This is a genomic window from Streptomyces sp. NBC_01276 (assembly GCF_041435355.1).
Lineage (GTDB): Bacteria > Actinomycetota > Actinomycetes > Streptomycetales > Streptomycetaceae > Streptomyces.
The window spans coordinates 7,755,656-7,778,360 of sequence record NZ_CP108442.1 but is presented as its reverse complement, the minus strand read 5'-3'; the positions used below and the strand labels follow the sequence as shown (position 1 = coordinate 7,778,360).

General features: G+C 73.9%; 19 protein-coding genes. 7 read left to right on the top strand and 12 right to left on the bottom strand.

The genetic code is table 11. The features are described from left to right. The first annotated feature begins 12 nt into the window (after positions 1-12). The gene (locus OG295_RS34905) at positions 13-867 is read left to right on the top strand and encodes a 2OG-Fe(II) oxygenase (protein WP_371680650.1); all 855 of its coding nucleotides are present in this window, start codon (positions 13-15) and stop codon (positions 865-867) included. A 22-nt stretch (positions 868-889) separates the two neighbouring features. Here the strand turns inward: OG295_RS34905 and OG295_RS34900 are convergent, their stop codons facing one another. From OG295_RS34900 to OG295_RS34860, 9 genes are all read right to left on the bottom strand, one after another. Next, positions 890-1,552, bottom strand: coding sequence for a spherulation-specific family 4 protein (locus tag OG295_RS34900; RefSeq protein ID WP_371680649.1), 663 nt, complete (start codon positions 1,550-1,552; stop codon positions 890-892). Further along, entirely contained in the window at positions 1,549-2,466 is a 918-nt protein-coding gene (locus tag OG295_RS34895) for an NAD-dependent epimerase/dehydratase family protein (RefSeq protein WP_371680648.1), read from the bottom strand. Before OG295_RS34895 ends, OG295_RS34900 begins: the two co-directional genes overlap by 4 nt. A 7-nt stretch (positions 2,467-2,473) precedes the next feature. Next, positions 2,474-3,187, bottom strand: coding sequence for an NDP-sugar synthase (locus tag OG295_RS34890; RefSeq protein WP_371680647.1), 714 nt, complete (start codon positions 3,185-3,187; stop codon positions 2,474-2,476). A gap of 92 nt (positions 3,188-3,279) precedes the next feature. Continuing rightward, positions 3,280-4,281, bottom strand: a complete 1,002-nt coding sequence (locus OG295_RS34885; protein ID WP_371680646.1) for a GDP-mannose 4,6-dehydratase — start codon at positions 4,279-4,281, stop codon at positions 3,280-3,282. Between the two features lie 51 nt (positions 4,282-4,332). Further along, positions 4,333-5,796, bottom strand: coding sequence for a hypothetical protein (locus OG295_RS34880; protein WP_371680645.1), 1,464 nt, complete (start codon positions 5,794-5,796; stop codon positions 4,333-4,335). Then, positions 5,793-7,547: a GT4 family glycosyltransferase PelF gene (pelF, locus tag OG295_RS34875; protein WP_371680644.1), complete on the bottom strand. Its 1,755-nt coding sequence runs from the start codon at positions 7,545-7,547 to the stop codon at positions 5,793-5,795. Before pelF ends, OG295_RS34880 begins: the two co-directional genes overlap by 4 nt. 102 nt (positions 7,548-7,649) lie before the next feature. Continuing rightward, positions 7,650-9,791, bottom strand: coding sequence for a hypothetical protein (locus tag OG295_RS34870; RefSeq protein ID WP_371680642.1), 2,142 nt, complete (start codon positions 9,789-9,791; stop codon positions 7,650-7,652). A gap of 414 nt (positions 9,792-10,205) precedes the next feature. Then, entirely contained in the window at positions 10,206-10,730 is a 525-nt protein-coding gene (locus OG295_RS34865) for a hypothetical protein (RefSeq protein WP_371680641.1), read from the bottom strand. Between the two features lie 395 nt (positions 10,731-11,125). After that, positions 11,126-12,700 (bottom strand): purple acid phosphatase family protein, encoded by a 1,575-nt coding sequence (locus OG295_RS34860; protein WP_371681403.1) that lies wholly within the window; start codon positions 12,698-12,700, stop codon positions 11,126-11,128. Positions 12,701-12,999: 299 nt separating this feature from the next. Here OG295_RS34860 and OG295_RS34855 point away from each other — a divergent pair, with 299 nt between their 5' ends. The 4 genes from OG295_RS34855 (at position 13,000) to OG295_RS34840 (ending at position 15,436) form a co-directional block, all read left to right on the top strand. Continuing rightward, positions 13,000-13,374: a hypothetical protein gene (locus tag OG295_RS34855; RefSeq protein ID WP_266844762.1), complete on the top strand. Its 375-nt coding sequence runs from the start codon at positions 13,000-13,002 to the stop codon at positions 13,372-13,374. Between the two features lie 241 nt (positions 13,375-13,615). After that, the gene (locus OG295_RS34850; protein ID WP_371681402.1) at positions 13,616-14,017 is read left to right on the top strand and encodes an ArsR/SmtB family transcription factor; all 402 of its coding nucleotides are present in this window, start codon (positions 13,616-13,618) and stop codon (positions 14,015-14,017) included. A gap of 105 nt (positions 14,018-14,122) precedes the next feature. After that, a complete protein-coding gene (locus tag OG295_RS34845; protein WP_371680639.1) occupies positions 14,123-14,683 on the top strand; it encodes a DinB family protein in 561 nt (186 codons plus the stop codon). Between the two features lie 393 nt (positions 14,684-15,076). Then, positions 15,077-15,436 (top strand): subtilase-type protease inhibitor, encoded by a 360-nt coding sequence (locus OG295_RS34840; protein ID WP_371681401.1) that lies wholly within the window; start codon positions 15,077-15,079, stop codon positions 15,434-15,436. A gap of 89 nt (positions 15,437-15,525) precedes the next feature. Here OG295_RS34840 and OG295_RS34835 read toward each other — a convergent pair whose 3' ends face one another. Next, the gene (locus OG295_RS34835) at positions 15,526-16,365 is read right to left on the bottom strand and encodes a class I SAM-dependent methyltransferase (RefSeq protein WP_371681400.1); all 840 of its coding nucleotides are present in this window, start codon (positions 16,363-16,365) and stop codon (positions 15,526-15,528) included. Between the two features lie 151 nt (positions 16,366-16,516). Here OG295_RS34835 and OG295_RS34830 point away from each other — a divergent pair, with 151 nt between their 5' ends. After that, complete coding sequence (locus OG295_RS34830; protein ID WP_371680638.1) at positions 16,517-17,134, top strand: TetR/AcrR family transcriptional regulator; 618 nt, start codon at positions 16,517-16,519, stop codon at positions 17,132-17,134. A gap of 74 nt (positions 17,135-17,208) precedes the next feature. On the opposite strand, the gene OG295_RS34825 is transcribed toward OG295_RS34830, so the two are convergent. Continuing rightward, positions 17,209-17,985 (bottom strand): PE-PPE domain-containing protein, encoded by a 777-nt coding sequence (locus OG295_RS34825; protein WP_371680637.1) that lies wholly within the window; start codon positions 17,983-17,985, stop codon positions 17,209-17,211. A 204-nt stretch (positions 17,986-18,189) separates the two neighbouring features. On the opposite strand from OG295_RS34825, the gene OG295_RS34820 reads away from it, so the two are divergent. Continuing rightward, positions 18,190-20,685, top strand: coding sequence for a helix-turn-helix domain-containing protein (locus OG295_RS34820; protein ID WP_371680636.1), 2,496 nt, complete (start codon positions 18,190-18,192; stop codon positions 20,683-20,685). Here OG295_RS34820 and OG295_RS34815 read toward each other — a convergent pair. Next, positions 20,660-22,648: a PE-PGRS family protein gene (locus OG295_RS34815; RefSeq protein WP_371680635.1), complete on the bottom strand. Its 1,989-nt coding sequence runs from the start codon at positions 22,646-22,648 to the stop codon at positions 20,660-20,662. The genes OG295_RS34820 and OG295_RS34815 overlap by 26 nt on opposite strands. Between the last annotated feature and the right edge of the window lie 57 nt (positions 22,649-22,705).

Sequence of the window (22,705 nt, the reverse complement as noted above, 5' to 3'; positions counted from 1 at the left end):
CGGTTCCGGGCCATGAGCGGATTCGCGAAAGAACCGGCCACCGCGTCGGAAATCGGCACCCGGGTCCTCCCTCCCTCCGACCGGTGGTCCCCCGCGCTCGTGATACCGGCGCCGGTGTGCCGCTTCGAGAACTTCCTCGGCGCCGAACGCGCCGACGCCCTGCTGGAGTACGCGATCGGGCGCCAGGGCGACTTCACGGCGGGGACGGTGCTGGACCCCCTGACCGGAGAGGAGTCCCACAAGGGGAGGGAGTCACTGGTGCTTCCCGTGACCAGTGAGGTGTTCAGCCGGCACCTCGCCGACTGCCTGCCGCTCGTCCGGGAGTCCCTCGGCCACCGGGCCGCGCTCGACCGGTCCCTGACGGTCCTGACGGCGCACGGCGAGGGCGGCCACTACGGCATGCACACCGACGCGTCGCGGGTCCGTGACGTGAGCACGGCCGTGTCCGCGGTCTACTACCTCCACCGCCGGCCCCGCGGCTTCGGCGGCGGCCAGCTCCGCCTCCACGACACCGTGGTCGACGGCCACCGGGCGCGGCCGGCGGAGACGTACCGAACGATCGAGCCCGAGCACGACACGATCGTCTTCTTCCCCGCCTCCGCCTTCCACGAGGTCGTCCCGTCGACCTGCCCCAGCAGGCGGTTCGCCGACCACCGGTTCACCCTCACGACGTGGCTCTCCGGCCGGGGGGCGGCACCGGGGCCCTGCGACGCCGGGACCCGGATCTGGCGGTGGCTGGCGGGTGCCGCCGAGGGCACCCGCCCCCTCCACGGGGTCGCGGCGGACCTCGGGGGCGCCGGCGCCGCCCCGCTGCCGGCCGCCGGACCCGCCACCCTCCGGGTCGCCGGGGGCCCCGCCGCGGGGTGAGGCGGAGCCGCCCGGCGGGACGTCAGGTGCCGGGGGCGGTCAGGGCCGGGGTCGGCTCGGTCCACGGGTTGGGGAGGTGGCCGGTGACCGGGCCCGAGACCGCCGCGCCCCGCTCGCCCGCGGTGCGCACCGCGAGCGGGACGAGGGCCTCGGGGACCCCGTAGACGAGGTGGCAGAAGCGCTCCGGCGGGTGGCGGGCGGTCCACCCGGGCCGGCTGAACGCCGACACGTACGTGCTCCAGTCGCCCTCGAAGGTGACGACCAGGTCCGCCAGCCGGAGGTAGCCGGGGTCCGGGTGGACGCCCGGGTTGAGGACGACGGTGCTCGCCCCCAGGCTGCGCAGCGACCGGACCAGGCGGCGGCAGGCGCGCAGCCCCCCGCGTTCCGCGGTCACCCGGTCCAGGAAGCAGCCGTCGACCCCGTACCACTCCCGGTAGCGGAGGATCTCGTAGTTGACCTCCGCCCCGTCCCGCCGCCCGTACGCGGTGTCGACGTATCCCAGCAGCCGGGCGCCGGCCGCGTGCAGGGCCGAGGCCGCCGCCGTGAACGCCGGATCGGGGCGCGGGCCCGGACCGCTCGCGGGGTTGAGCACCACCGCGTAGGTCCGGGGCGCGGCCCCGATCAGCCGCGCCCAGGCCCCCGGGTCCTCCGCGGGATGCACGTACAGCGGAACCAGCAGGGTCATCGCGCGGGGCTGCCGCTCCGGGGGACGGCCTCCCACAACGAGGCGAGCATGTCGTCCAGTTGGCGGGCGGGTCGCCACCCCAGCACCCGGACCGCCGCCGTGACGTCGGAGCACTGCCAGGACACCTCGGCCGAGCGGGCCGAGCCGGGCGCGCCGCCCGCGTTCTCCTCGATCCGCCCCCGGAAGCCCGCCCGGCGGGCCAGTCCGTGCACCAGCTCGCGGACCGGCGCGGCCTCGCCGGTGCTGATGTTCAGCACCGACTGCAGGGGACCGGGGGCGGTCACCGCGAGTTCCACCGCCCGGGCCACGTCCCGTACGTCCACGAAGTCGCGGTACGCGGACAGGTCGCCCAGCCGCAGCACCGCCGCCGGGTCCGGACCGGCCTCCCGCAGCAGGGCCGTGAGCCTGCCGGGCAGGCCGGTGGCCGGTGCGCCGGGCCCGACCGGGTTGCCCACCCGCAGCACGACCGCGTCCAGGCCGGAGGTGGCCACCGTGACGGTGCCGGCCAGTTTGGTGGCTCCGTACGGGGTGACCGGGCGGGTGGCCGCCGACTCCCCCACCCGGACGCCGAACGCGCCCGGCCCGTACTCGGCCGCCGAGCCCAGGTGGACCAGGCGGGCCTGCGGGGCGGCCTCCCGCAGGGCCGCGCACAGTACGGCGGGGCCGCGGGAGTTGACCTCGGCCAGGGTGACCGGGTCGCCGCCGGTCGCCCCCGCGCAGTTCACCACTGCGTCGGGGGCCGCCCCCGCGAGGGTCTCGGCCAGCCGTTCGGTCCGGTCGGTGGCGAGGTCGACGCCGAACCCGGCGCCGGGCGAGCGCCCGGCGTCGAGGACCCGTACATCCGGCAGGGCGCCCAGCCGGTCGGCGACGTGCGCGCCGAGATAGCCGGTGCGTCCCAGGACGAGAATGCGCATGACGTGCTCAGGCTCCCTTGAGCAGCAGGGACTTGCGGCTGGTGAACTCGGCGTTGGCCCGGTCGTAGTCGTCGGGGCGGCCGATGTCCAGCCAGTAGCCGTCGAACTCGTAGGCGTGGGGCGGGTTCTGGGTCTTGAGGAGGTCGAGGACGAGCTCGTCGAAGCCGAGCGGCAGGCCGGGAGTGTACCCGTCGAGGGTTTCGCGGCTCAGGCCGTACACGCCCATCGACACGCGGTAGTCCATGCTGGGCTTCTCGGTGAAGCCGACGACGCGGGTGGCGTCGGTGGTGAGCACCCCGAAGTCGACGTGCACCTTGCGCGGGTAGGTGGCGATGGTCAGCGGCGCGCGCGAGGCCTCGTGGCGGCGCAGCACGTCGGCGTAGTCGAGGTCGGTGAGGACGTCGCCGTTCATCACGAGGAATCTTTCCGGGAGCCGCTCGCGGAGGTTCAGCAGCGGGCCCATGGTCCCCAGCGGGCTCTCCTCGGTGGCGTAGTCGATGCTCATCCCCCACTGGGCGCCGTCGCCCACGTAGGCGCGGATGATCTCGCCCAGGTGGCCGATGGCGATGGTGCAGCGGGTGAATCCGGCGGCCGACAGCTGGCGCAGCACGATCTCCAGGATGGCGTGCTGGTCGCCTATGGGGACGAGCGGCTTGGGGAGGGCAGTGGTGTAAGGGCGCAGCCGGACGCCCTTGCCGCCCGCCAGGATCACTGCGTACATGGGGAGTTCCTCCATCAGTCGTGTGACGAGCCGTGGTGGGGGGACGTGGGTGTGGCGGTGGGGTGGGCGTGGGGGTGTGGGGTCCGCAGGGGTCAGACGTTGTAGATGCCGGTCTTGTACCGGGCGAGGTTGGCCGGGTCGCGGAAGAACCCGACGGTGTGCGCCAGGCCTTCCTCCAGGCTGTGGGCCGGTTCCCAGCCGGTGGCGGCGGTGAGCCGGCTCGCGTCCGCGACGAGCCGCATGACCTCGGAGGCGGCCGGCCGCAGCCGCTCGGTGTCCTCGCGCACCTCGATCGGAACGTCCATCACCTTGCCGATCAGCGCCACCAGGTCGCCGACGGAGATCTCGGTGCCGGTACCGGAGTTGAAGGTGCGGCCGACCACCTGCGCGGCGGGGGCGGTGCCCACCGCGAGGAAGGCCGCGGCGGTGTCCTTGACGTAGCTGAAGTCCCTGGTGGGGCGCAGGTCGCCGAGGGTGATGACGCGCTCCCCGGCCGCCACCTGGCCGATGGCGGTGGGGATCACCGCGCGCATCGACTGGCGCGGGCCGAAGGTGTTGAAGGGCCGCAGGGTCACCACGGGGGTGTCGAAGCTCGCGTGGTAGCTGTCGGCGAGCCGGTCGCCGCCGGCCTTCGAAGCGGCGTACGGGGACTGCGTGTTGATGGGGTGGTCCTCGGTGATCGGGACGGTCTGCGCGGTGCCGTACGTCTCGCTCGTGGAGGTGTGCACCAGGCGCGGTGTGCCGAGCGCGCGGACGGCCTCCAGCACGTTGAGGGTGCCGGTGACATTGGTGTCCACGTAGCTGTGCGGGGCCCGGTAGGAGTACGGGATCGCGATGAGGGCGGCGAGGTGGTAGGCGCAGTCGGCGCCTTCCAGGAGCCCGCGGACCGAGCCGGGGTCGCGGACGTCGCCGAGGACGATCTCCACCTGGTCGAGGACGTCGGGGTCGAGGGTCTCCAGCCAGCCGTAGGAGGAGAAGGAGTTGTACTGGGCCATGGCCCTGACCCGGTAGCCGCGGGCGACGAGGGATTCGGTGAGGTGGGAGCCGATGAAGCCTTCGGCTCCGGTGACGGCGGCGAGCGGTGCGGAGGTCAACCGACCTCTCCTTTCGATGGGTGGTACGGGTACGGGGCCGGGCGCGGGTCGTCAGGCGTGGGAGGCGGGCCGGCCGAGGAGCCGCAGCGTGCACCCGATCAGGCACAGGGCGGCGCCGGCGCAGCAGAGCGGCAGGACGGACGGTCCCGGGGGCGGGCGGAACAGGGTGACCGCGCCGGCGGTGCCGGCGGCCCCGAGGCAGATCAGGGCCGGGGTCCAGGCCACCGCGAAGGCCTGGAGCAGCAGGGCGGTCCACAGGGTCGCGGCGAGCAGGGGCAGGGTGGCGGGGCCCGCGCCGGTGAGCAGCGCGGCGGGCACCAGCGGGAGCGTGTAGAGCAGCAGGCACAGGGCCAGGACTCCGGCCGACCGCAGCCGGAAGCCGACGGGGCTCCCGGACGCGCCGAGCGCGGCGGCCGACAGGCCCCGGTAGCGGTAGAGCAGCCATTCGGCGGGGCCCATGCTCACGGTGAGCACGATCACCGCGTACGGCTCGCGGCGGCCCGCGAGCAGCACCAGCAGGGCGGCGGCCAGGCCGAACAGGCCGTAGGGCAGGGAGCGCGGCAGCGGGGGCCCGGCGCCCCCGCCCGCCGCGGGCTCGGCGGCGTACTCGGTGCGCAGGATCCGGCCGGCGGCGGCGACCGTGGCGGCGAGGGCCAGGAGGGTGAGCCCGGCGCGCAGCAGTGGGCCGGGTTCCCACCAGGGCAGTACGGCGGCGCCCGCGGCGAGCGGGGCGAGGGCGGCGAGCAGCAGCGGTTCCCGGCCCAGGACGAGCAGTACGCCCGCGGCGGCGAGGTAGAGGGACTGGGCGGCCGCCGCCCAGATCACCGGGGAACCGTGGGCGGGGACGGCGGCGGCCGCGGTGGCGAGCGCGGCGCCGAGCGGTGCCCCGCGCAGCAGGGTGCGGGCGGCCTCGCGCCGGCCCGCCACCATCCACAGGTAGGCACGGTGGCCGAGGGCCTGGCCCCAGGCCCAGGAGAAGACGCCCGCGACGACGAGCGCGGCGGCGTGCTTGCCGGGTTGCCACAGCGGTGCGGTGAGCAGGTAGGCGAGGGCGGGCAGGGCGAACAGCACTCCGCGCAGCAGGCAGCGCAGGTGGTCGGGGCGCCAGGGGTCGGCCTCGCGGGCGGGTTCCGTGAAGACGCGGGGCACCCGCTCGTACAGCGCCGTGGCGAGGGAGAAGATGTCGGGGTGGCCGTAGCGCTGCCGGATGGTGTCGGCGGAGAGCCCGTCCGCCTCCAGCAGCGCGGCCACCTCGTAGGGGTGGACGGCCGGTCCCACGCGGTCGGCCATGTCGGCGGCGAGCCCGTTGACGGCCTCGTCGGTCCGGGCGGGTCCGGGCAGTCGCAGCCCCAGGGTGACGGCCTCGCCGTCGGGGCCCGGGGCGGTCCCGCGCGGGCCGGGGGTGACCGGGTCCGCGCCGCGGCGGCGGGTGGCCGGGCGTTTGGGCACGGCCAGCCGGAGCGTCAGGGTGTCGTCCTGCCCGCGGCGCGGTTCGAGGTCCATGGGTCCGCTCATCCGGCGAGGCTCCCCGTGCCGGAGACCGCCGACGCGGTGCTCTCCTCGGAGGCGTCCGCCCTGGCCCAGGACGGTACGGGACGACGCGGGCGCGCACCCGCCGGGGCGGCCGGCTGCGGGACGGGCGCCTGTGCGACGGCCGGTCCCGTGACGGCCGCCGGTGCGGAGGCGGCCGTCGGTACGGAGGCGGGTACCGGTGCGGAGGCGGCCGTCGGTACGGAGGCGGGTACCGGTACGGAGGCCGGTGCCGTGGACGTCTGCGCGGGCACGGGTGCCACCGCGATGCGGGGCGGGGCCGCGGCGGACCGGGCGAGGGCTGGCAGTTCCAGGTAGATGGAGCGGAAGGTGTCGATGGTCTGGCGCAGTGTGAACTGCTCGATCACCCGCAGGCGGGCGGCCTCGCCCATCGCCGCGCGCCGCTGTGCGTCGGCGAGCAGTTCCACGGCGGCGGCGGCCATGGCGGCCGGGTCCCGCGGCGGCACCACGAGTCCCGCGTCGCCGACGGCCTCCCGTACGCCGCCCACGTCGGTGGAGACGGTGGCCCGTCCGCACGACATGGCCTCGATGAGGGTGAAGGGGAAGCCCTCGCTGATGCTGGAGAGCATCACGACGTTGCCGGCGGCGTAGGCGTCCTTGATGTCGTCGACGCGGCCCTCGAAGACGACGGCGTCGGCGTGCCCGAGCTCGGCGGCCAGTGCCTCGCAGCGTTCCCGGTAGGCCTCCCCGCCCCGGGGGGTGCCGCCGAAGAGCCGCAGCCGGGCCTCCGGTACCTGACGCCTGACCAGGTCGAAGGCGCGGATCAGGGTCTCCAGGTCCTTGATGGGGTCGACCCGGCCGGCCCAGCTCAGCGTAGGGACCTCGGGCTCGGGCCCGGCCGGTGGGAAGGCCGCGGGGTCGACGCCGTTGTACACGGTGCGTATGGACTCCGGGGCGGCGCCTCCCTCCTCCTCCCACAGCCGGTTGTAGCGGTTGCCGGGGGTGATCAGGGCGGCCCGGCGGTAGCTTTCCTGCGCCAGCAGCCGGAAGAAGCCGAGCACGAGGGCCTTGACCGGCCAGCGGTAGGGCGCGGTGCGGTAGCCGATGTAGCGTTCGCGCAGGTAGACGCCGTGCTCGGTGAGCAGGAGCGGCACGTCGTGGCGTTCGAGTCCGGCCAGGCCCGGCAGTACGGCGACGCCTCCGCTGACCGCGTGCGCGACGCCCTCCCTCGGCGGTGGTGCGGCGAGCGGGCGCAGGGCGTGCTCCAGCAGGGTGGTGGCGGTGAGCGCGTCACGCAGGGTCGGACGGGCCTCGCGGACGGCCAGTCCGGGCCGGTTCCACACCGCGGCGAGGATGGTGATGGCGCGGTGGCCGCGCAGGAACGGACTCAGCTGTCCGTCCGCGGCGGCGCGCGCCATCGTGTAGAGCGCGGGGGCGAACCCGTCCTCGGCCTGCGGGTCGAGGAGCGCCGTCAGGAACCGTTCGTACGCGGCGGCCAGCCGCCGCTCGGCGCGCCCGCGGGGCCGCCGGCCTTCCGGCGGGGCACCCCACATGGGGACGGAGCGGACGCTGTGGACGTGCGCGGGCAGGTCCCAGGCGAGGGCTTCGCGGCCGGTGCCGGTGACCGCGATGACGTCGAAGTCGAGGTCGGGCATGCCCTGGACGAGCTGGTCGCACCAGACGCTGACGCCGCCGTGGCTGTGCGGGTAGGTGCCTTCGGTGAGCAGGGTGACGCGTGTCGCTCCGGGGCGGCGCGCGCCGTGGTGAACGTGCATGGGTGGGCTCCACGGCCGGAAAGATGTGGGGGTGGCCGCGGTCGGTGGACCTGGCCGTCCCGGCCGCGCAGGGGCGGCCGGGACCTGACGTGCGCCGGTCGGTCAGCCCCGGGGGGCTCGGGAGCCGCCTTCGCGCACGGCCGCGGGGACCTCGGTGCGCGGGGCGGGGGCGGTCTGGGGAGCCGGCCGGGCGAAGGCGGCGGCTCCGTTCCGCGCTCCGGTGGCGGCGGACGCCGGAAGGGTGAAGGCGAGCGGCGTCCCGGCCGAGGCCGTCCAGCCGGAGGCCCGGCCCGCGTAGGGGCTGCCGAAGGCGGCGGTGCCCTGGCGGCTGCCGGCGAGCAGGGTCGCGGGTACCGCGAGGCCGTTCGGGGCCTGGACGGTGACGGTGTCACCGATGCGGTAGGCGGTGACCTGACCGGCCCTGACGGCGTCCTTCCAGGCCGCGCGGCGCTGGAGTTCGACGCCGATGTCCTTCATCCGGAGGTTCTCCACGGGGGTGTTGTCCGCGAAGAGGGCGTCGTACCCGTAGAGGACCCCGTCCAGGACGGGGTAGGCGATGCGCTCCTCGGCGAGGTTGGACTGGTGGATGAAGTGCGGCTTGGGGTCGTTGGAGAGGACGTGGCCGAGGGCGGTGCGGATCTCCTGCGGAGCGATGTACTGCGCGTACCCGGTGGCCGTGTCCAGCGGGGCGGGCAGGCAGGTGGTGGTGTCGGCGTGGTCCTCGCAGATGCCGCTGCCGCCCTGGGAGCGGCGGGTGTAGATCCAGTTGTACTCGTCGGCCTGCTCGACGGCCTTGCCCGCGTTGTAGAAGACGTTGATCGGGTAGCGGGCGACGGTGGCGGCCGGGCCGACCGGCCGCTGGTCGGGGTCGCGGGAGTTGTCCGAGGCGAGCCACTTGACGCCGTTGTCGGCGAGGGCGAGCGCCAGGTTGGGGTTGTCCTGCGGCTGCTGCGGGAGCAGTTTCATGCCCGAGTGCTCACCGGTGACCAACTCGTCGTTCTGCAGGGGCAGTCCGGAGGTCTGGCCCCAGACGCGGTTGAGCGCGATCTCGTCGTTGATGGCGGCCCTGGTGACCCACTTGGTGGCACCGCCCGGGAGGGTGGCGCACTTCCACGGCACGGCGCTGACGTCCTGCTCGCAGCCGAGGTAGGCGTGCGTGTAGGTGTGGTTGACCCAGCGGAAGCGGTCTCGCTGGGCGATGAGGGTGTCCGCGAGCTCGTCGGCCCCGTTGTTGTCCTCGCGCTGGTCCAGGCTGCCGGCCCCGTTGTAGACCATGTCGAGGGTGAAGCGGTGGGCGGTCTGCCACTCGGCGGCGTACGTGGCGTCCGCGCCGGTCATGCGGATCGGGCTCGGGGTGCCGGCGCCGTTCGCGCAGTCCACGTCGCCGGGGGTGCAGTTGAGCACGCTGTCCCAGCGGTCGTCGGCGGCGAAGACGTCGTCGACGTGCACGGCGAAGTAGTTGCGCGAGGCGCCCAGGTGGACCCCGCCGGTCATCCACTCGACGATGCCGCGGGCCAGCAGGCGGAACTGCTGCTGGTACTGGTTGTAGACGAAGGTGACGACGAGTTCGCGCCGTCCGTCGTGCCGGTACTCGCCGACCAGCGAGCCTCGTCTCGGCGTGCCGGGTATGGGTGCGTCGACGTAGGTGGTGAAGTCGGCGCCGGGGGCGGGCTGGGCGAGGTAGGCGTAGCTCTCGCCGACGGTGGGCGAGTTGTCCTCGAAGGGGACGGCCCCGTCGAGGTAGCCGAACGGGCCGCCGAGGCCGGCCGCGGTGACCCCGGCGCGCACGCCGTCGAGGCTGCCGGCGTAGCCGCCGGAGGCGAAGTACTGGAGGCCGACCTGGGGCCGGGAGTAGGTGTAGGCGTCGACCTGCGGGATGCCGTACGTGCGCTCGTAGGCGCTCAGGGCCGCCATTTCGGCCGAGCCGGCCGGGAAGGGGTTGTCGTTGGGCATCACCACGGCCTGGTACTTGGCGCGCGGCCGGCCGTCCACGGTGTCGGCGAGGAAGGCGGCGTCGATCGTGGGCCGCCCGCCCCGGGTGAGGTCGACGGTGGTGTACGGCGTTCCGGCCGAGTCCAGTTCGGCCGCGATGGCGGCGGTCGACGGACCGCCGTCGCTCACCACCAGCACCCGCAGGTCGGTGCGGGGCGCGGGGTCGTCGGCGTGTGCCGATCCGGCCGGTAAGCCGAGCGCGGCGATGAGCGTGCCCGCCGTGAGCACAGCGGTGCGAATGGTCCGCTTCATGCGGTGAAGTCCCCTCCCAGGCAGGGGTGAGCACGGCTCGCACGGAGCGGACGCACCCCCTCGCGCGACGCCGGCGCCCCCTCAGAAGCCAGTCGTCGACGCATCCGTCGCGTCACATGGTGATGTCTCTGTGTAGCGTTTGTGATGGTGTCGCGAAAACCGGCGGAAAACCGCAGGCGCACAATGGGGGCGCAAACAAGGCACGGACGAGGGGACCGGATCGGGTTCCGGTTGTCCCGTGCGCGAGGGCCCGGAGCCGCGCGGGCATTGCGCGCTGGTCCGGGCCCCGAGTGGTGCACCTTCGCGGACCGTGGCGGTCCGCCGGCCGGGCTCCGATGGTCGAGACCATCCGAACACCCGATCTCCGGTTATTTCAAGCCATCGCCCTCGACGACGGGGCGGGCGGGCGGTTCGTCAGGCGCAGAGCACGCGGGTCTCGGGCGTGTACACGGGACCGCCGGTGGCGTTGCTGCTGTCGCTGAACTCCGCGTAGTAGTAGCTGTAGAAGCCGATGTTGCCGTTGCAGCCGGAGTCGGCGGCGACCTGGAGGGTCAGCGTGACGGTGCGGCTCTGGCCGGGCGGGATGGTGGCGCCGTAGTTCCCCCCGAGGTTGGCGGGACCGGTGCCGGCGCAGGCGGTGCTGCCCGAGGCGGTGGCGACGGAACAGCCGGTGAAGCTGTACTTGAGGTCGGGGCGCTGGGTGGTCAGCCAGGTGGGATCGATCGTCTGGTAGACGAACCAGACGTCGTAGCTCTTGTTGTTGGTCAGCGTCATCGACAGCTGCACGGTGCCACCGGGCGTGGTGGTGGCACTGCTCGTGCTGAACGTCAGCGCGGCCGGCGCGGGGTCGGCGCTCGCGGCGGGAGCGAGGCCGAACACGGCGAGGACGAGGGCGAGGACGGCGGCGAGGCCCAGACGGCCCGTCAGAGGTGATCTCATGGCCCGGGAGGCTAGGCAGAACACACGTACGCCGTCTGCCCCGTCCGGAAGGGCGCGTCCGCGGATCGGCCGGAAGTGCCCCTCCCGCGAAGGGTCTGCGGGGAACCCGTGAAGGAAGATCACACACCGTATACCGGCAGCACACGCACCGTCCGCAATGTGGGGGGCGGGATCGGCCCCCGGGGGGCCACGGGGTCCGGTGCTTTGGCTCACACCCGACGCACGGGCGGGCCCGGAGCCGCTTCCCGGCCCGCCGCTGCCCCGGCATTCCCGGCCAACCCGGCGGGTTCCGGCCTGCGGCACGTGCCGGGGGCCCGTGCGGCGGGCCTGACCGCGTCCGGCGACCGCACCCGGCTGCCCGGGGCCCTGGAGTACCGGACTGCCGGACCGCCGGACTACCGGCCGCGCTGGATCTCGAAGTGGTCGACGCGCTGCCCCGTCTCGGCGAGGGCGCTGACCTTCAGCCGCGGGTGGGAGCCGGTCTCCACCTCCACCGCGAGGAACGAGTAGTTGGTGTACCGGACCCGCGACCACTCGACGGTCTCGGTCGCCTTCGCACCGCCCTTGGCCCAGTGGTAGGTGTCCACGCTGTCGCGGTCCGCGACGTGGCCCTCGTAGGAGTCGGGGACCGGGAAGCCGTACAGCGAGCGGCCCGCCGCGCCGGCCGTGACATACACGATGCCGTCCCGGGTCGGGTCGGTGCGCTCACCGATCGGCACCTTGCGGCCGACGCGGTTGGCCCTGATGGCGTCGGTGCGCTCGTACACGTGGTTGTGGCCGTTGATGACCAGGTCCACCGTGTGCTTCTCGAACAGCGGCACCCACGCGTCGCGGACACCGCCTTCGGAGGCGTGCGAGCTGGTGGTGGAGAACGCGCAGTGGTGGAAGAAAACCACGATGAAGTCGACGTCGCGGTTGTGGCGCAGTTCGCCGAGGCGCCGGTCCAGCCAGGCGGTCTGCTTGCCGCCGCTGATGCCGAAGTTGACGGGGATCTCGTACGAGACGTCGTTGGCGTCGAGCGCGACGACGCCGACGTTGCCGTGCACGAAGGAGTAGGCGCCGGGCAGGTTGACCGGGTCCGGGCCGTTGTCGGGCAGGGACCAGCGGGCGTTCTGGCCGCCGTAGCCCTGCGGCGAGTACCAGGCCTCCATGTCGTGGTTGCCGGTCGTCACCATCCACGGCACGCTCTTGGCCACCGACTCGGTCTGGGCCAGGAACTGGTCCCAGGCGCGGGCGTCATAGGTGTCGCCGGGGGCGCCCGCGCCGGAGGAGTCGGCGTAGCAGATGTCGCCCGCGTGGAGGTGGAAGGCCGGGTTCTGGGCCAGCAGCACGGCGTCGTTGGCGAGGGCGTGATAGCTCACGCCCTGGTCGCCGAAGGCGGTGAAGGTGAAGTTCTCGGCGCGTGCGGGTGCGGTGGTGAAGGTGCCGAGCGTGCCGAGGTTGCGGTGGTCGGCCGGGTCGAACCCGTCGTGGCCGACGCCGTAGTAGTACGTCTGGCCGGGCCGCAGCCGGTCCAGGCCCACGTGCAGGTAGAACTGCTCGGCGGCCGCGATCTTGCCGCCGTTGAAGACGGGGGTGCTGAGGTGGCGCACCTCGGCGTCGATCTTCCGGCTCAGCGCCCACGGGCTGGTCCCGATGCGCAGGTACGGCTTCTTGACGGCGAAGGGCACCTGCCACGAGACGCGCATCTGGGTCTTCGGGTCCGCGCCGTACTGCAGGTGGCGTCCGAAGGGGGCGGTCAACGAGCCGTCGACGCCGCGCCGCTCGGAGGAGGCCGGCAGCGCGGCCGGGGCCGCGTAGGCGGGCGAGGCCGCGCCCGCACCGAGGCCGACCCCGGCCACGGCGGCGGTGACCGCGCCCGCACGCAGTGCGCCGCGCCGGGTGAACCGGGCGCGCAGGTAGTCGTGCTGCTCGGCCATGCTCATGCCGGAGGCCAGCTTCTGAGGGATACCGAAATCGGGTACGTCCAGGTCCATGGCGCGAACATCCTCTCCTCGGGCGACGTGAATCCCACCACCGGGTGAACGAAGGGCATACGGACACCCATGTGACGTCCAGAATCTTCGCGAGCGAGCCGCAGATCACGCGGGAGACAGGCCGTGGAACGGCGTACGTGGCCCGCACGGGGGCACGGGGGAGGTTTTCCGCCAGTTCCGTCATTCCCCGCCCGTCGTGGAGCACGCTCAGTAGCGTGAGCCCCGCTAACAGTCCGGCCCCGCCTACGACATGGGTGCCGGGCACAGACGTGCGAGTGAGGGAGCGGGCGCCGATGGCGAATGTGGAAGTGTCCCTGAAGGAGATCATGACCTCGGTCGAGGGCGCGCTGGGGGCGGCGCTCGTCGACTACACCAGCGGGATGGCGCTGGGCACCCTCGGCGGCGGCAAGGACCTCGACCTGATGGTCGCCGCCGCGGGCAACACCGATGTGATCCGGGCGAAGGTCCGCACCATGCAGATGCTGGGGCTGCAGGACGAGATCGAGGACCTGCTGATCACGCTCGGCAGCCAGTACCACCTCATCAGGCTGCTGGGGGGCAACGGGATGAACAGCCTGTTCCTGTACCTCGTGCTGGACAAGGGCAACTCCAACCTGGCCATGGCCCGCCACCAGCTGAAGCGCGTCGAGGCGGCACTGGAGCTGTAGCCGGGGTGCTCCGGGCCCACGCATGCCCACGAGTTGAAGATTTCTTCAACTCGGCATATCTGAAAGCAGTCAAACTCGGGCAGGCGTGGGCCCCGCGGGCGCAATGATGGGCACGACGACGGACATGACGACGGACACGACGGGCACGACGACGGGCACCCGGACGGGCACGAGGGCTGTCCGAACGGAACGCCGGTGCGGAGGAGCGCCGTTGCGGGCGATGGCAGGAGCACGCGTGGGAATCCAGGTACCCCTGTACCAGGCGAAGGCCGAGTTCTTCCGCATGCTCGGGCACCCCGTCCGCATCCGCGTCCTGGAGCTGCTGCAGAACGGTCCGCGGCCCGTGCGCGAGCTCCTCGCCGAGATCGACGTCGAGCCCTCCAACCTCTCCCAACAGCTCGCCGTGCTGCGCCGGTCGGGCATCGTCGTCTCCATCCGCGACGGATCGACGGTGAGTTACGCGCTCGCCGGCGGCGACGTCGCCGATCTGCTGAAGGCGGCCCGCCGCATCCTCACCGAACTCCTGGCCGGCCAGAGCGAACTCCTCGCCGAACTGCGGCAGGGCGACTCCAGGCCGGCCCGCACCGGCGTGGAGACCCGCACGGGCGTGGAGACCGGCACGGGCGCCGGCACCGCTTCGTGATGCGGCCGGGGTGACGGGGCACCCCGTCGGCCGACGCCGTCGTGCCACCGCCCCCGCCCCAGAACTCGGTGGCGGGCCGGACCGGTGCGGGCGATCATCGATCGCATGGACGAACAACCCGAACGATGGACCCAGGCGACCGTCTACCCCGACATGTGGGCCGACCCGGACGACGACCCCCGCAACAACGAAGGGGTGAGCCCGGACGGCGAGTTCGCGAACCTGCTGGACTTCCTGACCAACTACCGCATGACCCTGCGCATGAAGTGCGAGGGCCTGGACCCGGAGCAACTGGCCCGCCGGTCGGTGCCGCCGTCGACGATGTCGCTGCTCGGCCTGCTCCGGCACCTGGCCGAGGTGGAACGGGACTGGCGCAACTGGATCACCGACGGCGACCCGCTGCCGAAGCTGTACGGCGCGCGTGACTCCGACTTCCACGGAGCCGTCGCCGAGCAGGCCGTGGTGGACGCCGCGTACGCCGATCTGGAGCGCGAGCAGGCCGCGACCGACGCCGCGCTGGCCGAACACCCGGACCTGGGCGAGCGCGTGGGCAAGGACAAGATCGCGATCCGGGAGCTGCTGGTGCACCGGGTCGAGGAGTACGCCCGCCACTGCGGCCACGCCGACCTGTTGCGCGAGTGCGTCGACGGAAGGGTCGGTCAGTAACACCCGCGCGCCGGGTGGGCGGCGGCGAGGACCGCGCTATCCGGACAAGCTGCATGGCCGCCCGGTGAATCACGGGCGGCCGACAGTACGCCGACGCGCCAAAGACAGCAGGTCACCGGCCACGAAGCCGGGCGCCCGCGCGCCCGCGCGCGCTCGGCGCACCCCGACTGAGCTGCCCGAACGACCATTCGGTTGCCGCTATGCGGATGGTGTGTCCGTAAATCGGTCATCGATGTGCACCTCCCCTTCGGATCAGTCAGGCTCAAGCACGTAAGGAAGCGGTTCCGAAAAGCAGAATCGCATCCAGCCTTTGAATCGAAAGAGAGTCTTGTCGTGCGTCGCATCGCTACCGTCTCCGCCGCCGCCCTCCTCTGCCTGGCCGGAGTGACCGGCATGGCCGAGGCCCGGCCCACCAGCCTGTACGCGCCGTCCGCCCTGGTGTTCGCGGTCGCCCAGGGCGACGACGCGGCGGCCACCGTCTTACGGGCGTCCACCCTCAGCTGTGCGCCGACCGCCACGGGCACCCACCCCGACCCCCAGGCCGCGTGCGCCGCCCTCAAGTCCGCCGACGGCACGCTCGACCGCCTGCTGACCGCGCCGAACCCGGACCGCGCCTGTCCCATGAACTACGCCCCCGTCACCGTCACGGCGGACGGCGTGTGGCAGGGCACCCGCGTCGCCTGGAAGCACACCTTCGCCAACGCCTGCGCGATGTCCGCGACGGTCAACGGAAACGCCGTCTTCGCGTTCTGACCGGGTCGCACTCAGGAGGGGGCGGAGGCGGACCCCTGACGCAACACCGCGGCTCCGCCCCGCCGTCACTCCGTCACTCCGTCACTCCGTCACTCCGCAGGCTTCCGGGCGGTGACCAGCCAGGAGGAACTGCGCAGCCGCACGGCGCCGCCGCTCTCGTAGGGGCGCAACGCGTCGGCGAGGGTCTGGCGGGCACGTTCCGCCTCCGTCGGCCCGACCTGGTCGAGGAGGTGACGGCCGGGGCCGGAGTCCAGCAGGAACGCGGCCGCGTCCCCGGCGTCGCGCCCCCAGTCCCCGTACGCCTCCACGCGTACGGACTCGACGGCCTCGAACCCGGAAGCCGCCAGGATTCCGGAGGCCCGTCCGGGGGCCGCGAGGGAGAACATGCCCGGGGCTCCCGGAGCACCGAACTCCCCCACCGGAAGGATTCCGCGGAGGGTGGCCAGCGCGCGGAGCCAGTCGTTCTCTTCGGGCGACGCGGCGCAGACGAAGGACAGGCGGCCGCCGGGACGCAGGGCGCGCCCGATGTTCGCGAAGGCCGCGTGCGGATCCGCGAAGAACATGACGCCGTACCGGCTGAGGGCCACGTCGAAGCCACCGGGGGCGAACGGGTGGACCTGGGCGTCACCGCGCGAGAAGACGACGTTGGCCGTCCGCTCGTGTGCCGCGCTCGCCCGCGCCCGTTCGAGCATCGGGGCCGACAGGTCGAGGCCGAGGGCCGTGCCCTCCGCCGCCAGGCGGGCGGCGAGCCGGGTCGTGCGCCCGGCTCCGCAGCCGATGTCCAGGACCCGGTCGCGGGGCGCGATCCCGGCGGCGTCGAGGAGCGGCTGGTTGAAACCGTCGTTGACGGCGTCCCAACGGTCCTGGTGACGGGCCCAGTAGGCACCTTCGTAGCCGTTCCAGGCCTGCTCCTGGTCCTTGTTGGCCACACCGCCGGCCTGCTCCGCCCGAGCGGCCCCGTCCGCCCGATCGCCTTGGTTCGCCTGATCCACCGGGTGCCTCCACGCCATAGAATGGGCAAGTGCCCAAAGAGTATGGGCGGATGCCCATACTGGCAATCGGCTTACGGAAAGAGGTTCCATGTCTCCCCGTGGAGTGGCGATCCCCGACCTGCGCGAGCGGCTCTTCGCCGCTGCGGAACGGGTCGTGGCCCTGTCCGGCGCCGCTGCCCTGACCAGCCGGGCGGTCACCGACGAGGCACAGTGCGCGAAAGGGGTCCTGCACGCGCACTTCACGGGGCTGGACGAGTTCGTCGCCGCGCTCGTCCTGGACCGTTTCTCCCGCAGCGCCCGCGGTGCGGAGGCCCTGGCAGGCCTGGTGGGACGGGGCACCGTCGCGGACAACCTCGTCGACTTCGCGGCGGCGCTGCTGGACTCCCTGGATCCTGCGGTCGTCGGCCTCGCGATGACCCGGCCCGCCGCTTCCCTGCACACGCGGCGGGCGCTGGAGGCCGGGGAGCCGGGGTTCGCGGCGATGCAGGAGTCGGTCGCCGGCTACCTGGAGGCCGAACGGGAAGCCGGCCGCGTGCCGAGGGGCGCCGACCCGCACATCCTCGCCCTCGCGCTCGTCGGTACCGTCCACCACCTGCTGATGACGCGTTCCCCGGACGCCGGATTCGACGCACGCGCGACGTGCGGGCGTCTGGTCACCGCCCTGCTCGGCACACCGGGCGGCACGCCGGGCGGCTCCCCGGCCTGATCCCGGCCGGCACGTGCCGCGGCCCGGCCGGAGGGCCGGGCCGCGGCGGGGCCTCGTGGTTCAGCGGGCCCGGGTCACTCCGCCGGGTACCAGACCGTCCCGCTGCCCCCGTGCCGGGCGAGGGTTTCCTCGATGATGCTGCCGGCCTGGAAGTACCGGGGATGCTGCCGCAGGAAACCCGAGAAGGAGTCCAGGGACGTGGCGTCGCAGACCCCGTCGGTCCGGATGCAGAAGCGCTGGACCGGGACTCCGGGGAACTCCTCCGGCCCGGTGCCGGGGGAATAGGCGACGAACGGTACGAGCACCCCCTCGGGAACCAGGTGCCAGAAGCCCGTGCCGGGCTGCATCGGGTCGGAGTAGAGCATGCCGTCGACCTGCGAGCGGGGCACCGCGGTGCCGTTGTCGGCGATCGTCCGCAGCAGCAGGTCGCCGACCCACGCCCCCTGGGAGTAGCCGGCGATCGTGAAGCGTGCCGTGGGGTCGGCGCGGTAGGTGCTCTCCAGCGCCGACAGGGCGTTCCAGTACCCCTCGTTGACGCTGTCGCCGAAGCTCGGGGTCCCCCAGGGGGCCGGCGTCTCGTTGTGGCTCCCGACGAACGGGCCGCCGCTGGCGGCATAGCAGACGGGAACGGCGGTCCCGCCGTTCAGGTGCTCGTTCGCCGCCGTGAAGCTGCTGGTGCACCCGGGGGCGTCCGCGGCCGCGCCGGTGCCGCCGATCTCGATGTAGTAGTGGTGCACGGGGTCGGCGTGCGCGGCGGGCGGTACGGCGGCGGCGCCGGCGAGCAGCAGGACGGTCGACGCGATGACGGACTTGAGGCGGCGGGCGAGCCCGCGCGGCTTCGTGGTGGTCATGGGACCGGTCGTCTCCCTCGGTTCGGGGTGGACGCCGCGTCGGATGCGGCGACCGGTTCCCATCGTGGTGTTCTCGCTGGTGGGCGGACCATGCCAACGACCGGCCATATCTGGCCGGTTGCCCGCGCCCCGTGTTTCCGGGGGGAATCCGGCAGGGCATCCGTCACCGGTGGCCGGAGTCGCGGCCGGGTGAGGGGGGTCCGAGTGAACGACCGGTTCGGCGCGTTGCTCCGCGGGTTGCGGCTGGAGGCGGGGATGACCCAGGAGCAGCTGGCCGAGCGGTCCCGGCTGGGCGTGCGCACCATCCACCGGCTGGAGACCGGCAAACCCACCGATGCCCGGATGGGAACGGTGAAGCAGGTCGCCCACGCGCTGGCCGACGCGCTGCGCCGCGACCGGGACGGCGTCTGGACGGATCTGCTGGCCGCCCAACGCGGCACGGGTACCGGTACGGATGCGGGCACCGGCACCGGCAAGGCCGCGGGTACCGGTGCCACCGCCGGGGACGCCGGGGCGACGGCCGGTCCCGTGCCCGGGCGTCCGCCCGAGCCGCCCGAGCCGCCCGAGCCGCCCGCGGCCGTACCTCCCCGGTCCCTGCGGGCCGGCACTCTGCCGCCGTCGTCGGGAGCCCTGGCCGCCGTCGCCGACGCGCTGGCCCTCGACGTGTACGGCCGCTGCGTCCGCGAGGAGGAACAACGGCGCGTCCACGACCCGTTCCCGCTGCCCGTGCGGTGGCGGCCGGCCCCGGAAGGCCTGCTGGACCGCGGGGACGACCTCGGCGGCCCCTCGTCCCCGCGGGGCGGACCGGCCGGCATCGCCGACGTCTACCGGCGCGTCCGGTCCGGGCGGCTGCTGGTGCTCGGCCGGGCCGGCTCCGGCAAGACGGTCCTGGTCCTGCGGTTCGTCAGCGACTACCTGGCCGGGCGCTCCGAGGGCGAGCCCGTACCGGTGGTCTTCAGCATCGGGTCGTGGGATCCGGCCGTCACCACGCTGCGCGACTGGCTGATCGAGCGCCTCCTGCGCGACCATCCCGGCCTCGACGCGCGCGCACCCGGCGGATCCCCCCTGGCCGCCGCGCTGGTGGACGCCGGGTGGATCCTGCCGGTGCTCGACGGCTTCGACGAGATCGCGCCGGGGCTCCTCGGTCCCGCCCTGCGGGAACTCAACACGAGCGCGCTGCCGCTCCTGCTGACCAGCCGTACCGAACGGTTCACCGAGGCCGTCGCGGTGGAGGGCCTGCGCCGGACCGCCGGCATCGAGCTGATGGACCTGGACGCCGAGGACCTCGTCCACTACCTGCCCCGCACCGCCCGGCCCGCCGCACCGGCCGCCCCCGGCGGAGGGGCCACCACCGTGTGGGACCCCGTCCTGGACCGGCTGCGCACGGGCCCGGACGACGTGCCCGGCGCCCACCTGGCGGCGGTGCTCGGCACGCCGCTGATGGTCCTGCTCGCCCGGACCGTCTACAGCGACTCCGCGGCCGAGGACCCGGCCGTGCTGCTGGACGCCCGCCGCTTCCCGACCCCGCAGGCCATCGAAGAGCACCTGCTGGCCGGCTTCGTGCCGGCCGTCTACCGCCGCCGTCCCACGAGCGCGGCCGGGCCCCGCGGCTGGGACCCGCAAAGCGCCCGGCACTACCTGGTCCACCTCGCCGGACACCTGGACGGGCCCGGTCGGCTCGAACGCCAGGACCTGGCCTGGTGGCAACTGCGCGACTCGGTACGGCTGTCCTCCCGCGTCCTGGCCGTCGTCCTCGCCTGCTCCCTGGTCACCGGCGTCGCCGACTGGCTGGTGTTCCCGGCCAAGAACCTGGCCGCCGGTCACAGCGCCGCGTACGCGCTGGGCGCGGGCCTGTTGGACGCATTGCTGTTCGGCCCCGTGGTCGGCCTCTCCTTCGGGCTGGTCTACGCGCTCCTGGCCGTGTTCCGCGTCAGGGCGTTCGCGCCGTCCCGGGTACGGATGCGCCTGCCCGGCCGCGGACGGGTCCGCCGGGCCGACGGCCCGGCCGCCCGCAGGTTCGCCACGCTGTTCTCGGCAGGACTCCTGGGCGGCTTCGTCATGGGCCTCGGCTGCGGGCTCGGCTTCACCACCGGAGCCCTGCTGACCGGCGCCCGCGGAACGCCCGAAGCGGTGGTGTTCGAGGCGACCGTCGTCAACTCCCTCGTGTACGGGCTCACGTTCGCCCTGGCGGGCGGCCTGGTGCTCGGGCTCGTCGCCGCCCTGGAGACCCCCCTGGACCTCGGATCCGCCGCCACGCCGACGGACCTGCTGGCCGTCAACCGCAGCATCGTGGTGCGCCAGGCCCTGTTCCTCGCGCCCATGCTCACGCTGGTCATCGCCTTCGGCGGCCGTCTGATCACCGAACTCCTCCAGGGAGTCGCCGGTCCCCTCAGCTGGCCCCTGGCCGACGGGCTCGCGCTGGGCGCCGTCGGCGGCCTGGCCGGTTCGCTCTCGTACGCCCTGGCGTTCACCGCCTGGGGCCAGTGGGTGCTCCTGGCCCGGCTCTGGCTTCCCCTGACCGGCCGCCTCCCCTGGGCCACCGTCGACTTCCTCGACGACGCCTACCGGCGCGGGGTGCTGCGCCGGGTCGGCGCCGTCTACCAGTTCCGCCACGCACGCCTCCAGCACCACCTGCTGGAGGAGGCCGCCGCGCAGGACCCGCGAGGGGCGGCCCTCAGGCTCCCTTCACCGGTGCGGTGAAGGTGGCGCAGCGGGCCGCCATGGCGCGGACCACGTGGGGCGGGATGCCCGGGTTTCGGGCGGCGTGGACCACCGTATCCCGGTCCATCAGGCTCTCCGCCAGCACGACCGCGGGGAGCGGCCCGTGCCGCAGGACGGCCGCGCGGACGGAGCCGACCGGGTCGTCGCTCAGCCGGATCGCGTCGGCGACGGACAGGCGCGGGTCCTCGGCCGCCCGGTACCGCACCTCCGGATCGCGGTCCCCGGCGAAGCGGGAGACGAGCTCCGGGGGCGACTGCGGATCGTCCAGGGCGAGCCGGCGCATCCGTCCGTGCGGATCGTCCGCGAACCGCAGCAGGCCTTCGCGGGGGAAGTTGGGGTGCGTACGGGGGCGCCCGGGGGACGACAGGCTGCCGGTCCACCAGGTCCACACCCGCAGCAGCATCTCGGCGGGGGCGTCCTCGCAGGACTCGGCGAGGAACAGCTGCACCACCCGGTCGGTGTCCCACGCCAGCCGTTGGACCACGTCCGGCGGGAGCCGCCGGGCGCGGGCCACGCTCCGGCGCACCAGGACGTGCGAGGACGCGGCGAGCACCCGCATGGCCTCCGGGTCCTCGTGGCGGTCCGCGACCCACGGCAGGGCGGTGGACATACCGGACGGATCGACGTCCACGCGGATCGCGGCCCGCTGTTCCTCGGTGATGTCCGCGCGGAGCGCGACCGCGTGGCGGACGCGGTCGTCCGGGTCCTCGGCCAGCCGGGCCACGTTCTCCGGGTCGAGGCGGGGATTGGCGGCGAGTACCCTGCGCAGGCGCACGTCGCCGCCGGCGAGGAGGTGCTCGACGAGCTCCGGGGCGAGGCGGCAGGTCTCGACGGCCCGCTCGCCCGGCTCCTCGCGCCGGAAGGCCTCGCGGGAGAGCGGCCGGTCCTCGGCGCGGCGCAGCAGCGCCGCCTTCCGTACCGCGGCCGACCCGTCGGCGAGCAGGGCCCGGCGGCGCTCGTCCGACAGTACGGACCAGGAGGTCCGGCAGATTGTCGCCCGGATCCCGGCGTCGGGGTCCTCGGCCAGCAGGGCGGCCCGGCGCTCGGGGAGTCCGGTCAGGCCTGCGACTGCGGCCCGGACGCGGGTGGAGGGATCGGCCGCCAGCAGGGCGCAGGTGCTTTCCTCCAGGGCGGCCCGCCATTCGACGGCGAGCATCGTGAGCAGCCACCGTTCGCGTTCGGTCGCGGCCGCGTGGACGAGCCGGTCCCAATGGGCGGGGGTCAGCCGCAGCCCCCTCTCCAAGCCCCTGAGCACGGCCTTCGGATCGGCCTGCGCCAGGGCCGTCTCCACGAATTCGTCGGGTGGCAGCCGCCCCCACAGCTCGGGGAAGGGGAGCACCAGCTCCCGGCGGACGGGTCCGGGGGTGCTCGGGTTGGAGGAGAGGCCCTCGGCCCAGGCTTCCAGGAGTGCCGGGGACGGGTCGGGGCCCGCCAGGAACGCGTCCCAGGCCGCGGCGGCGTCCTCGGCGCCCTGCCGGGCCCCGGCCTCGGCCGCCGCGTCGATCCGCGCGCCCACCCCGGTCAGGACCAGCGGCCGTGGGGCGCCGGGACCGGCGGTCACCCGTGCGACGGTGTCACCGTCCGTCGTGGCGAGGAGCAGGCCCCGCGGATCGGGATCCGCACCGGTGAGGATGCCGGCGAGGGCCGCGACGGGATCGGCGGCGCCGATCCGGACCCGGCGCCACGCCTTGCCCGTACAGCCCCGTGGGGCCCGGAGCCCGTCGAACGCGAGCAGGAACTCGCGGCCGCCGCCGAGGAGGAGTCCGGCCGTTTCGGCCGGGCCGGCGGCGGGTTCGCCGGCCGCCGCCGCCACGGCGAGGAGCCGTCGCGCGGTGGCGGCCTCCCGTATGCCCGGGAGCCACCAGTTCCCCAGGGGCTCCAGCCCCATGGAGGCCAGTAGCGCCTCGTAGCCCTCGCGATCCCGCAGCCTGTCGTCGCTCACGTCCCCCGCGCCCCTTCGTCCTCGTGCTCCCGGCCATCCTCTCCCGAGGGGTTCCGG